This window comes from Peptacetobacter sp. AB845 (assembly GCF_047528295.1).
Lineage (GTDB): Bacteria > Bacillota > Clostridia > Peptostreptococcales > Peptostreptococcaceae > Peptacetobacter.
In genome coordinates, this window is record NZ_CP180001.1 from 662,346 (window position 1) to 676,684 (window position 14,339).

The 14,339-nt window shown below is 28.2% G+C and carries 8 protein-coding genes; all 8 read left to right on the forward strand.

The window, feature by feature from the left end:
- Positions 1–92 precede the first annotated feature (92 nt).
- The 8 genes from ACK2WO_RS03415 to ACK2WO_RS03450 all read left to right on the forward strand — a co-directional run bounded on the left by ACK2WO_RS03415 (position 93) and on the right by ACK2WO_RS03450 (position 14,334).
- Positions 93–647 (forward strand): NADPH-dependent FMN reductase, encoded by a 555-nt coding sequence (locus ACK2WO_RS03415; RefSeq protein ID WP_414698352.1) that lies wholly within the window; start codon positions 93–95, stop codon positions 645–647.
- Positions 648–742: 95 nt separating this feature from the next.
- A complete protein-coding gene (locus tag ACK2WO_RS03420; protein ID WP_414698353.1) occupies positions 743–1,717 on the forward strand; it encodes a P1 family peptidase in 975 nt (324 codons plus the stop codon).
- 284 nt (positions 1,718–2,001) lie between these two features.
- On the forward strand, positions 2,002–2,448 hold the full coding sequence (locus tag ACK2WO_RS03425; RefSeq protein WP_414698354.1) for a MarR family winged helix-turn-helix transcriptional regulator: 447 nt from the start codon (positions 2,002–2,004) through the stop codon (positions 2,446–2,448).
- Positions 2,449–2,469: 21 nt separating this feature from the next.
- The gene (locus ACK2WO_RS03430; RefSeq protein ID WP_414698355.1) at positions 2,470–3,807 is read left to right on the forward strand and encodes an MATE family efflux transporter; all 1,338 of its coding nucleotides are present in this window, start codon (positions 2,470–2,472) and stop codon (positions 3,805–3,807) included.
- A 448-nt stretch (positions 3,808–4,255) separates the two neighbouring features.
- Positions 4,256–5,842 carry a hypothetical protein gene (locus ACK2WO_RS03435; RefSeq protein ID WP_414698356.1) on the forward strand — a complete coding sequence of 529 codons (1,587 nt, stop codon included), beginning with the start codon at positions 4,256–4,258 and terminating at the stop codon, positions 5,840–5,842.
- A 1-nt stretch (position 5,843) separates the two neighbouring features.
- Positions 5,844–7,991, forward strand: coding sequence for a hypothetical protein (locus ACK2WO_RS03440; protein WP_414698357.1), 2,148 nt, complete (start codon positions 5,844–5,846; stop codon positions 7,989–7,991).
- Between the two features lie 4 nt (positions 7,992–7,995).
- Positions 7,996–9,054: a hypothetical protein gene (locus ACK2WO_RS03445; protein ID WP_414698358.1), complete on the forward strand. Its 1,059-nt coding sequence runs from the start codon at positions 7,996–7,998 to the stop codon at positions 9,052–9,054.
- On the forward strand, positions 9,055–14,334 hold the full coding sequence (locus tag ACK2WO_RS03450; protein ID WP_414698359.1) for a DEAD/DEAH box helicase: 5,280 nt from the start codon (positions 9,055–9,057) through the stop codon (positions 14,332–14,334).
- The last annotated feature ends 5 nt before the right edge of the window (positions 14,335–14,339 follow it).

A 14,339-nucleotide genomic window follows, 5' to 3' on the forward strand; every position in this document is an offset into this window, starting at 1 on the left:
CTTTGTATTATAATTAAAGTAATGGAAAAGCTACATTAATTCCTAGTGTATAATACAAAAAATTTTATTTACAAGGAAATGGAGGTTTTATCATGAAAAAAATATTATTTGTTGTAGGTTCTATGAGAAAAGAGTCTTTTAATAGACAGCGGGCTACAATGGTAGCAGAAGAACTCAAAGGAAAAGCAGAGGTGTCATTCCTTTCATACGAGGATATTCCTTTTATGAATCAGGATATAGAATTCCCAACACCTGAAGAAATTCTTCGTGTACGTTCAGAAGTTGAAGGTGCAGATGGACTATGGATATTCACACCAGAGTACAACTCAAGTTACCCTGGAGTTTTAAAGAATCTGTTAGACTGGCTTTCAAGACCACACAAGCCAAATGACTATGCAAATGGTTCATCAGTTACAGGTAAAAAGGTTGCTATAAGTGGGGTTGCAGGAAAGAGTGCAGCTGCTGGAAGTAGAGGAAAATTAAAAGATTTATTAGAAATCATAGGAATGAAGGTAATGGAAACTCAAGTAGGAGTTACAATAAATCCTGAAGCTTGGGCAAATAATGAGTTAACTCTTTCTGATGATAAGAAAGAAGAATTAAAAAAACAAGCAGAAGAATTCTTAAAATTTTTAGATGAAGAATAGTAAATGATATAAATTAAAATACTAGATAAAAAAGATAAATATAAAACTAATGATAAAAACGATAAATATAAAACTAATAAATAGGAGTTGAAGGAATGGAAAGTCTAATAAAAGAAATTTCTATTAAAGATATGGACGGTGTTTCAATCGGACATGCTCAAAATGATGAAGCAAAAACTGGTGTAAGTGTAATATACTTTAAAAATGGAGCACAGGCCGGTTGTGATATAAGTGGAGGAGGGCCAGCTTCAAGAGAAACTCCTCTTACAAGTAGCATGACTGCTGATAATCCTCTAAATGCTGTAGTATTATCTGGAGGAAGTGCATTTGGACTTGCTGCATCAGATGGTGTAATGCGTTGTCTTGAAGAAAGAGGAATTGGATTTGATACAGGATTTGCAAAAGTTCCGCTTGTTTGTCAATCTTGCATATTCGATTTAGGATATGGAAAATCAGATGTTAGACCAGATGCAGATATGGGTTATGAAGCATGTATAAAAGCTTTAGAAGGTTGCGATGATTCTATGGGAAATGTTGGAGCAGGAACAGGTGCAAGTGTTGGAAAACTACTTGGAATGAAACAGGCAACAAAAGCAGGACTAGGAGTACATGCAGTTCAGGTAGGAGATTTAAAAATCGCTGCAATAGTTGTAGTTAATGCATTTGGAGATATATTTGACTCATCAAATGCACAAAAGATTGCAGGACTTATGGATCCAGAAAGAAAAGTTTTCTGGGATTTAGAAGAAACTTTTGTAAAAATGGTAACTACTCCTCAAAATTTATTTAAGACAAATACTACAATAGGATGTGTTATATGTAATGCAAAATTTGACAAGGCTAAGCTTAATAAAATAGCTTCAATGACTAGAAATGCTTATGCTAGATGTATAAATCCTGTTGGAACTATGGCAGATGGAGATAGTATATACGCTTGTAGCATTGGAGAAGTTGTAAGTGATGTAAATGTTGTAGGAAGCTTATCAGCTAAAGTTATGGAACAGGCTATAAAGAAAGCAGTTGAAAGTGCAAAAATAGACGACGAAGAATACTTAAAGAATTGCTTATAATGTAAAAACTGTTTATAGTATAAGAGTGGTTTATCGGTAATAATTGCTTAATAGGATATAAAAAATAACAGTTAAATCAAAATAATTAGACCTCATTGTTAGAAATAATATTGAGGTCTTTTTTATTTTTTGTTGGAGAAGTTGAAGATTTTTATTATAAATTATTATTTTTTAGAAACAATGTAATTTAATATATAAATAGTAAAATTATCGTTGATTAAAGTACGAAAACGTACTATAATATTTAAAGTACGATTACGGATTTTAAAAAGGAGAATAAAATTATGAGAGAAATTGCAAGAAGATTGATGCTTGCTTTATACAAAATAGATGAAATATATTACATGAATGAAGGTAAGAAAAAATTAGCATATTCTGAGTTATGTGTCATGTACGCGTTAGATGACGGGAAGCCACATTCACAAAGAGAGATTTCTCAAGAGTGGCTTGTTCCAAAAACAACTGTAAATACAATAGTTAAGCGATGGGAAAAAGAGGGGTTATTGACACTTACACCAATTCCAGAGAAAAGAAGGGAAAAATACATAACTCTGACAGATGCAGGACGTGAATACGCTAAGGATTTTATGGGATTTATTTATAGAGCAGAGGAAAAAGCCCTTAAAAAAACTTTAGATAAGTACTCTGATGAATTTATAAAGGGGCTTGAGTTTTTTGGAGAGAGTTTAAAAGAGGCTTTTGATGAGGAGTTTGAAAAAGAGGAAAAATAAAAATTAAAAGGGGAGAAAAATATGAACTTAATTAAAGACGATATTAAAAAGCTATTCTACAAATTTTTGATACCTGCGATAAGTAGTTCTTTGGCTATAGCGATTTACAGCCTTGTAGACACTATAGCGATTGGACATGGAGCTGGGCCAGACGGGACTGCGGCCTGTGCAATAGTGCTACCTATATTTTCAATAGCTCTATTTATTGCACTTCTTTGCGGAATAGGTGGGTCTGTACTTATGGCTCATGCTCGTGGAGAAGGAAATAGGGAAAAGGGAGATGCGTACTTTGCAGCTTCGATTGTATTGGTTACGATTATTACATTGATTGTATGGATACCTGGAATGATGTATCAAGATGAGTTTTACAGACTTTGTGGTGCAGACGATGTGCTTATGCCATTTGCTAGAGATTATGGAGAATGGATTTTTGCATTTATACCATCATTTGTTATCACTTCATTTTTAGGAGCATTTGTGCGTACTGATGGCTCTCCTAAATTTGTAATGACAGCTATTTTAACAGGTGGAGTTGTAAATATAATAGGAGACTGGATTTTTGTATTCCCTATGAATATGGGAATGAGAGGTGCAGCGATTGCAACAGCTCTTGGTTCTGCGGTACAGGCAATTATGATTCTAGGATATGTACTTATGAAAAAAACTACTTTAAAATTGGCAAGACCACATCACTGGTTTAAGGCATTTAAAAAGATTATGGCTACCGGATTTAGTTCTGGTGTGAGTGCTCTTGCGGTAATAGCGGTTTCATTTATTGCCAATAACCAGATAATGAACTACCTTGGAGGTGCAGCACTTGCTGTTTACGGTGTTTTAGGTACAGTTTCATCTCTATTCACAAGTATTTTTTCTGGAATTGGGCAGGCAATTCAGCCAATTGCATCTGAAAACTACGGTGCTGGAAAAATTGATCGTTGTTGGGCAGTAGAAAGATTGGGGATGAAAAATGCACTTATGTATGGAATTGTATTTGCTGCAATAAGTATAATTTTCCCAGTGGGAGTGACAGGATTATTCATGCAGATGACTCCCGAGGTTAAGGAAGTTACACCATATATTATGAGAGTGTTCTCGCTTTCATATATCCCACAGGCGGTTTGTGTGTACTGCGTATTCTATCTGCAGTCTATTGTGCATCCTAAAAAAGCAACTATTGTTTCATTATTAAGAGGTGTTATTTTGAATGGAGCTTTCCTTATGATTTTCCCTGTGTTCTTCGGTGGAAATAGTATATGGTGGGCGATATTTATGGCTGAATTTGTAACTATGTTGGTTGCTATTGTTTATATGGTTAAGATTTATAGAGAGCATAAAGCTTTGATGAATGAAAATATGTAAAGAGAAATTTATTAAAAGATTAGGCTGTTGTAAGTTTTTGCAATGGCCTTTTTAAGTGATTAATCACAATTATTTGCTCTCCAGTCCTCAGCGCCCCAATTATTATTGGAAAATATTTAAAGGTGTGGGGCGCTTGCGGAATTGTCGATGCAAATTAATTTGTGATTAATCACTTAAAGACCTATTGCGAAAACTTGCAACAGCAATCATTTATCTACTTAAAAAATAGAAATCGTAGAACGGAAAATGGGCTATCACATCAACTAATGTTAATGTGGTATCCCCTTTTTATTTTTTTAGTTAGAACTAATTTTAATGACTGTAATATATAAAGATGTTATAATAAAATTGTTGAAAATTAATTATGAAAATAAATATAAGTATATAAAATAAAAAATAATAATATATTAATCTAAAAATTTATAAAAATGAAGAATAGGAAGATTGTATGAAAACTGCGATTTGTGCATATGAGCTTGGAAAAGAAAAGGAAATAAATGCTAATATTTTTAAAAATAAATATGAGGCAGAGGGATATAAATTTATATGCCCCGAGTGTGGAGAACAGGTATCTTTTGTAGAAAAAGAAAAAACAAAGTATTTTAAACATCATAAAGAAACTGAAATATCTAAAGAATGTGATAAAAGAGTAAAGGGAAGTAAAAATTTAACGGTTTATGAAAAATTAGGGTTGCCACTATATCTAAGAAAAAATTGTAATGGAGATTATTATTTTTCTATTCTTTTCAAAAAAATTCCTACAAAAGCTTTTTTAGCATGTAAAGAAAAAGATTCATATATTGAAATATATGATAAATTTAATATTAAAGAATATGAAAGATTTTATTTAAATAGAGGAAAGTTTTTAGATGACGAAAGTAACTTTATTACAATATCTATATTACCTAAAAATAGCTCGAGATTATATATAAGATATTCAGAGAGTTCAGTAGAAAATATTTTGAAAAAATATTGGTCTAATTATATAAATTGTCCATTACCAATCAACGGTGCATTATTTTCAGCAGAAGAAAATGAAGGGAAAATAATAAGGCCTTGGGAGAATATATCAACATATACTGAGTATTATTGGGTTAAAAAATCGAAAAAAATTATTCCATATGAAGAAATCAAAATGGAGAACGTAGGTAAAATTTGTTTAAAAGGAATAATTTATAATGTTTTTAAATGTTCATTTAATGTAAATTTAGAAAATAGAAAGACCTATAAAAGAATAGCAAATTATTTAGAGGAAAATTTAAATGTTATACTTTTAGAAAAGAAGTCTAACATTTATCCTATTTGGCCTCCTTGTGTGAAAAGTAATGATGGTTATGAAGTAAATAAAGTAACAAAAGTATATAATAAAGTGTTATCTTCTAATGATAATCCTAAAGTATATTCTTATAGAAAAAGTTTAATTAATGCATTAAATATTAAAGTTGACTATATGGGTAAAGAAAAAATATCTGCTATAGATGCTACATATGAAGAAGTTCTAATAAATGTAGATAGAAAAGTAACATCAACAGGAATTATAATTAGAAAAAATGAATTACCATATGTAAAAGAAGATAGAATTTTAATTAATTTAGAAAATGGTGATAGTATAAAAGGAAAAATAGAGCTGAATGATACAAGAGATATTACAATTGAATCTTTATGTGATATTAATTTAATAAAGGTAGGTAATGGTGGTAAAGTAGAAGAGTTTCATAATAAAAATAATTTTAAAATAAAGGATGTTAAATTTGGAGATAGATATTTTTTATTATCTAATATAAATAAAATAGCAGAAATAATAATAAAAGAAAAAATAATAAATAATAAAATCTTTGATGAGAAGCAATTGCTTAGGACTATAAAGAAGTCGAGTGGAACAAATCTTATAGCTATTTCTAAAGATGTGAGGAAAACGATAACTTATAATTTAAAATATATAAAAAATAAAGAAATAAAGACTTTACTAAGAAAATATCTAGTAGAAAATAGAGTACCTTTAAGAGTTTATATGATTTTAAGAGGAGGAAAATAAGGTGGCAAATTACTTTGATGGAACGATTTCATTGTGTATATCGTATAGAAATTGGAATGATGAACTACAATATTATAGAATAGCTGATTATAATTTAAACAAATTAGAAGATATAGATTATTATGCTGAAGTTGATTATGATCCTTATATTATAGCAAAGCTATATTTAAATCCCAAAGAAAGAAAATATGAAAATAAACCAGTATTAAAAAGATGGGATAAAGAAAAGAGAAAAGTTTTTAATGGATTTATAAATATTGGAAAAATAAATGAGATTGTATTTTTAGAAGATAATATTGATACTTTAGAATATGATTATAAAAAAGTGAGAGATAAATTATATAAAGGATTTGAAATACCATTTGGCGTAGATAATGAATTTTTACTTTTAGTTGGAAATAAAAATGGGAACTGGATTACATTGCTATGTAATAAAAAAGATTTTGAAAAAAAAGAATATGAAAATGATGAGTATTGTTATGGAGAAACATACTTTTTAAATCAAAACAGCGATATTATTTCTATTCCTATTTATAAAATTCCACCTAATGAAACTGTGTCGACAAAAGGATTAACAGATATTTTAAATATAGAAAATATTATACTAAAGAATAGATATTTTTATAATCGTTTAGAACTACCTAAAAAAGAAGGAAATTTTGTGACTATGGAAAAAAATGCTTTAGTACAAAAATTTGCAATAAAATATATAGAACAAAAGAAAAATGTTTTTCAAATTACGGATGATGAGAAATATAAAATAATAAAAATAATAAGTAATTTTTTAAAAGATGAAAAATATATAAAAGAAATTATAAATATAACAGGATTATCATATGATAATTTGATTAGAACGGTAGAATCTATATTTAAGCCTATTTTAGATTTATATTTAGGCAATGATAAATTAGATAATTTAGTAGGAGAATATCTTTTAAAAAATGAAAAAGTATTGAAAGAATGTATTGAGTTAGCAAAGGAAATATGGCTTAACTCTAAAGATGAAGAGATAACAAAGGTAAAAAATGAGTTAAAAGAATGGGAAGAGTTATCTAAGATTATAAAATCTGAAATTGATAATTTAAAATTAAAAAAAGATGAAAAGAAAAAAGAGATTGAAAGCTTAGATTTATCTATCATTGAAAAGAACGATTTTATTAATGAATTAGAAAATAAAAAAATTAATATAGAACTTGAAATAGAAGACCAATTAATTGATTTTAAGTCTAATATAGTAGAAACAACTAAATTATTAGGGGTTGCTGAATCTTATAATACAGATAATTTTAGAAAAAAAGAAAGTAAGGATAAGAGTATACTTTATATTGAATCTGAAAAATTGGAAGAGAGTGATATATATAGGAGAGAAGAGTATGAAGATTTAGAAGATGTATACTATTCACTATCGGAAAATTTAGAGGAAAATCTTTCTAAGTCTGAGGATATAGCTATTAGTATAATTACGTCAATTTTGATGAAAAAATTTATTGTTGTTGATGAATACCTTGGACGAAAAATTGCTGATGATTTAGCAATGATTATATCTTCATCTACAGCAGATTATATTTCAATTACAAATGTAGATATTGATGTAGAGCTATTAATTAAAATTATAAATGGTAGTAAATCATCTGTAGTATATATAGATGGCTTATTAGATACATTTAACAGCAACTTGGTATCTACTATATATAAAAATTGTAATAATAAGCGGATAATTTTAGGATTTTTAGAAGAAAATCTTCTTGAACTACCAAAATCAATTTGGAATTATTCTATTTATATTGATTATTACGATAAAATTAGATTTAGAAGAGATAATGAAAAAATTATAGGAAACTATGATAAGTTATTTGATATTGAGAAATCCGGAATTTTTGAGGAATATAAACTTAAAAAATTATTTGAGGAAGAAGATACATGTAGAAGACTATATAAAAGGAAGTATATAAATAAGAGAAATAATTTAGATATGTCACTTTATGCAAACTTATCTAAAGAAATAGGAGAAATAATATCTTTAGATTTTCTTAATAATATATATTTGCAAGCAAGTGATGTTAATAGAGCTAAATTATTTGGAGACTTGGTTAAATTTGGTTTTTCAGAAGAAGAAATTTTAAAATCTTTATTTGTTAATGAGGAGTAAACAAATGAAAAAACAGTTGGTTACAAGAATTTCATCTGATTTAAAGATTGAACGCTATAAAGGAGAATCAGAAGCAGAATTTTATTCTAGATTGATATATACAGCAATTTCATGCTGGATTAGATATTTTATACTGGATAAATCCAATAATGATTCCGATATAAACAAAAAAAGTAAAAATTATATTATGGCTAGGGGAAAGGATCTTTTAAAAAATTATTTAGATTTATTTCCAGAATGTGCGGATTATTTTTTATGTAAAGAGAAAAATAATAAGAAAATAGCTGTTGAAGTTGATGAAGCAATTAAAACTATAAGAGAACGAATGTTAAACTCAGGAGAAATATATGAAATAAATCCAAATGCCTATGTAGGGTTGCCACAATATAATAAAAAGAAAATTTATAGAAATATTGAAAGGGAAATTGGAATAAAAAAAGATGAATTTACATCTATTCATGTTGGAATTACAAGAATTGAAAAGAATAGATTATATGAAGAAAGTGAAAAAATCGAAAGTACAAAAATCATTAATCCAGATGATTTTTTGAATTGGCTTATCAAAAATTCTACTTGGGAAAGATTCAATGATATAGATATATTAGATGTATTTGATCCTAAAAGTAAAAAGATACCATCTCAATCTTGGAATTTAAATAAGTCGATGATTTTAGAAGGAGATATTTATTTAGCAAGGGATAAAAGTATGAACCATAAGTGGGCAACTAGATATTTTCTTTTAAAAATAGAAGATGGTAATAAATATTATATATCTAGAATAAATAATATTTTAGTGAAATGGAAAGAGTGTAGAAGAATAATACTTGCTTTAAGAAAAAAATATGAGAATAGTATAAAAGTTCAAGTTAAAAATCTTGGAAGTTGCAAAAAATTAAGGCTTTTTGCAGCTTTACCAATAAATGAAATGATGATACTAAAAACATATTGTTGGCCAAGTAATAATATGTATAATCCTAGAGAATATATTGTATCAAATGAAATCTGGGAATATATTAGAGATATTTTAATTAGTTTATATTTAGAAATAGAGGAGGTTTTGTAATTGGAGAATTATGGAATACAGAGTACTCACGAAGCTCTTAAAAAACGTTTAATTGATTATATAAAAACTGCATATTTTGGTAAAAATGATGAACTTAGAAAAATATGTGTTGAAAGATTGGAAAAAGAAGGTGTTCTATGGCAAGAACCATATATTGAAGGGAACCCAGCATATAAAGTTATAAAAAATGGACTAAAAGAAAGTAAAGAAATTCCAAAAGATATTAAAGAAATATTAAATATTCTCCAAGATAATAAACTTGGAGTTTTCCCGAATCCATATTTTCATCAGGTAAAAGCAATAGAAGAATTTTATAAAGGAAAGGACTTATTTGTTGCTACTGGAACAGGCTCTGGTAAGACAGAATGTTTTATGTGGCCTATAGTTACAAAATTGGTTAATGAAGCAAAAACATCTCCAAAAGTTTGGGAAAATAGAGGTATACGTGTAATTATGATGTATCCGATGAATGCTCTTGTTGCGGATCAAATGGGCCGTCTAAGAAAAATGATAGGAGATAAAGATAATAAATTTTTAAATGCATTTAATGAATACAGTGAAAATAAAAGAAGACCACAATTTGGAATGTATACTGGTAGAACTCCATTTGCTGGTGATTTTGATACAGCTAAATGTAAAGAACTTGCAGATACATTTAGAAGAGATTTATTAGATAGAGATGAAGAAATTAAAGATAAATTAATTAATTTAGGAAAATATCCATCTAAATACAAATTAGAAAAATTTGTTGATTCATTAGAAGATGGAAAAAAAGATTATTATGATGAAAATGATGCAGAATTAATAACACGCTTTGAAATGCAAAATCATACACCAGACATACTAATTACGAACTATTCAATGCTTGAATATATGTTAATGAGAAAATTAGAACAACCTATATGGGATGACACTAAAGAATGGCTAGATTCATCGGAAGATAATAAATTACTATTTATTATTGACGAGGCACATATGTATAAAGGAGCTTCTGGAGGAGAGGTAGCCTTGCTTATAAGAAGATTTATGCAAAGATTAAAAATAAGTAGAGATAGAATACAGTTTATACTAACCAGTGCAAGTATTCCAAGTGAAGGGGAAAAAGATGTATTAAAATTTGCATGTGATTTAACAGGAGAAAAAATTGAAAATCAAAGATTTGAAATTATAACAGGAGAAAAAGAAAGTATAAGCTATGAAAATTCTTTAAAATGTTCAGCGGTAGAGCTAGCTAAATTTGATATAAACAGTTTATATGTAGAAGAGGATAAAAAATTAAGTTCAATTAAAAGTTTTGGTGAAATAGCAGGATTAGATGTAAGTAAATGTAGTTTTTCTAATAAAGAAGATGTTGAAGTTTGGTTATATGAAGAATTATCGAAATTTGGACCACTTCTAAAAATAATGGAAAAAACAAGAGGAGATGCAACAAGTTTAAAAAATTTAGTTAAAGAAGTGTTTCCAAATGATGAATTTGAAACAGCTGAAAAAGCTGTAAGTAGTATACTTGCAATTGCTCCTTTAGCTAAGAATAAAGATGGTAGGGTATTGTACCCTACTAGGTTGCATCTAATGTTTAGAGGATTACAGGGATTATATGCGTGTTCAAATCCGAACTGTAGTAAAAAAACACATAATTCAACGTTGCCAATAGGTGAAATTTATTTTGGTGCACATGACGATATTTGTGAATGTGGAGGAAAAATATACGAGTTAATTAATGATCGTACATGTGGGGCTTTATTCTACAGAGGATATATAAATAAAAATGAAGAGAATAGCGATAAAAAATATCTTTGGAATAAAAAAGGGATGCTTGATAAGGATTCATTCAATGAGATTCATTATTATATACCTTTAAAGAATGAATCTTTTAAATGTGATGAGAAAAATGGAATTAAAAGTGTATATATGAATTCTTTATCAGGAAGATTAGAAACAAATGAAAATAATGCTGATAAAGATTATTATGTAAGGCTTATATATAGTGAAAATAAATCGGATGAAGATATTAATATAAATACATTTAAAAATTGTCCTAAATGCAAGAGGCAGGATTTAAAATTGACAGACTTTTCTACAAAAGGAAATGAATCATTTTTCAATCTTATATCTGAACAACTTGCGGTACAGCCACAAAATATATTTGATGAAGATGAGCTAGAATATAATCCAAATGGAGGAAGAAAGGTCTTGTTATTCTCTGATAGTAGACAAAAGGCTGCAAAATTAGCTAAAGAATTAACATCTATAGCAGATGAAGAAGCATTAAGAAAGGCTATAGTAGTTTCGGCCAACATGCTTTTAGAATGTACAAAAGAAAGTGATGTTGAGCCAACAATGGACTTATTATATAGAGTATTTTTAAAAGTAGCATATGAAAATAATCTTAAATTTTTCTTTGGAAATGATGAGGAAAAAATAACTGAATCTATAGAAAAAATAAAAAAAGATATTAAAAGACAATACAAAATATTTGGAAAAATAAAGTTTGATAAGTTAAAAGGGTATGAATCCATTCCAGAATTATATTCTAAATATTTATTAAAGCATTTATGTGATAGTTTCAAATCATTAACAGACTTAGGACTTTGCTGGATAGAACCATGCAATGAAAAATTAATTGCTATTTTAGCTGAATTAGAAGAGGAAGAAGGAATTGAAATAAATGTAGATGATTTTAAAAAAATATTTTGTGTATGGGTAAATGATGTATTGAAAACTCATTATGCATATGATCCATCTGTTAGATATGAAGTAAGAAGAAATATAACAAATTATCCGGATGTAGGAATACCGCAAAACAATAGATTAAAAGGCTATATAAAAAAAATATTAAAAAATAAATTTGATGAAGATGAAATAAATATAATATATGATTTATTTATAAAAGAATTTACATCAAGCAATAACGATGGTTCAGGAGAGAGATTTTTAAATCCTAGTTGTATTATATTAAAATATGATAAAGATAAAGAATGGTATAAGTGTCCTAGATGTGGTAGAATATTCCCATTTACTTTGTTTGGGAAATGTGCTCTTTGTGGAGAAGGAGAACCAAAGATAATGGGAAAAAGTGAGTTTGAAGGATTATCATTCTGGAGAGAACCAGTTATTGCTAGTGTTAATGGAGAAAAAAATTCATTAATGACAAGAATAAATACTGAAGAACATACAGCACAATTATCTCATAAAGATCAAAGAAATAACTTGTGGTCTACAACTGAAGAGTATGAGATAAGATTCCAAAATGTAAGAATTGATGGAAAGGGACCTGTTGATGTATTAAGTTGTACTACAACTATGGAAGTTGGAATAGATATAGGTTCATTAACGGCGGTCGGTCTGAGAAATATTCCTCCTATGAGAGAAAATTATCAGCAGCGAGCTGGTAGAGCTGGTAGACGTAGTTCAGCGATTTCGACAATTGTAACTTATACAGATGATGGACCTCATGATAATTACTACTTTAATAATCCTGAATATATTATTTCTGGGGAACCAAGTACACCAGGCATAGATATAGATAATGCTAGATTATTGTATAGACATTTAAATGTTGTATATTTAACAGAATTTTTATTAAGTAAAGAAAAAGATGCTAGTAAATTAGGTATTATTGATTTTGTTAAAAATGATTTAGATTTATTTAGTGAATTTGTTATAAATTATTCATTTAATGATAAAAGACTTTCTATATTGGTTCCAAATTCTAAAAAGGAAATAGTGGATTCTTTAAAGGGGAGTTTGATTAAAGAATTATCAGAGTTAAAAATAAAGGTAGAAAAGTTTGAATCTAGATATTTTGAAGGGAATAAAGAAAGAAAGAGACAAAAGAAGACATTAGATGTTTTATTGGAAGAAGGATTATTACCAACATATTCATTCCCTAGAAATGTTGTTGGTTTTAATATAGAAGATGTATCAGGTAAGAATTTAGAGCAAGAACCTGATAGATCTTTAGATTTAGCAATAAGTGAATATGCTCCAGGAAGAGTGTTAGTTGTAAATAAGAAAACGTATAAATCTGGAGGAATTTATAGTTTCCATTCTAAATTTAATGAAGATAGAAACTATCTTAATCGCCCAGCAGCACCTTATTTTGAAAGTAAAGATTATTTTAAAGGAATATATTATTGTAATAATAGTTCTTGTAATTGGGTATCCTTTGAATCACCAAGTGATGACAAATGTCCTTTCTGTGGTGCAGAGGCTATTGGAAAACAAAACTTATTAAAACCATGGGGATTTGCACCTCTGGATGGTAAAAATATAGGAGATGCCGTTGCAGATATAGAAAAATCATATGCAGAAGAGCCAAGTTATTCAGTTCCAATTGAGGATAAAAATATGAATAAATATGGAAAATATAAGAAATTGAGATTTGCTAAACTTGAAAATCAGCCTCTTTTAATTTTAAATAAAGGACCTAAAGGTGAGGGGTTCAGTGTATGTAAAAATTGTGGGGCGGCTGTTCCAGGTGACAAAGAAGAAAAATTATATGGTGTAAAAAAACCATTTAAACCTTTAAACAAAGGTTCAAAAGAGTGTAACCATGATATAGTTAATACATTCTTAGGACATAAATTCTTAACAGATATGATTTTATTTGAAATCAAATTAGATAAAAGAAAAATTGATACAAGTGCAGATAGTCTATGGGTAAAAAGTGCGGCACTTACTTTATCGGAAGCAATGGCTTTAGGAGCAAGCCAGTTGTTAGATATTGATTTTAATGATTTAAAAAGTGGATATCGTATAAGATATACAGATGGAGATTACACATATGTAGATATATATCTATTTGATAGTCTTTCAAGTGGTGCTGGATATAGTTCAATGCTTGAAAATAAAATAGATAAGTTATTTGATGAAACTAAAAAAGTACTAGAGTGTAAAAATAATTGTAAAACGGCATGCCACGATTGTTTAAAACATTATCATAATCAAAGAGTTCAAGATGATTTAGATAGACATTTAGCAAAACAATTATTAAATTGGTGTATTGATGAAACTTTACCAAAAAAACTAGATTTAAATATACAAAAGGAATTAATAAAAGGACTTAAGGAATGTGTTGTAGTTGATAAAGAATTTGAGATAGAAGATAAAGAAAATAAAATTACTGTAACTAAAGACAATAAAACAAAAGAAATAGTTGTTTATCCTGTAATGCATAACCCACAAATTTATGCAAAGAGAGGGATAATACCTATTCCTGATAGAATGTTAATTAAAGCATTACCTAATGCATATTCAAAAATTCTAGAAAATATGTAATAAAA

Coding starts and splice junctions, on each gene's coding strand:
- ACK2WO_RS03415 (WP_414698352.1), top strand. CDS start 93: ATGAAAAAAATATTATTTGTTGTAGGTTCTATGAGAAAAGAGTCTTTT.
- ACK2WO_RS03420 (WP_414698353.1), top strand. CDS start 743: ATGGAAAGTCTAATAAAAGAAATTTCTATTAAAGATATGGACGGTGTT.
- ACK2WO_RS03425 (WP_414698354.1), top strand. CDS start 2,002: ATGAGAGAAATTGCAAGAAGATTGATGCTTGCTTTATACAAAATAGAT.
- ACK2WO_RS03430 (WP_414698355.1), top strand. CDS start 2,470: ATGAACTTAATTAAAGACGATATTAAAAAGCTATTCTACAAATTTTTG.
- ACK2WO_RS03435 (WP_414698356.1), top strand. CDS start 4,256: ATGAAAACTGCGATTTGTGCATATGAGCTTGGAAAAGAAAAGGAAATA.
- ACK2WO_RS03445 (WP_414698358.1), top strand. CDS start 7,996: ATGAAAAAACAGTTGGTTACAAGAATTTCATCTGATTTAAAGATTGAA.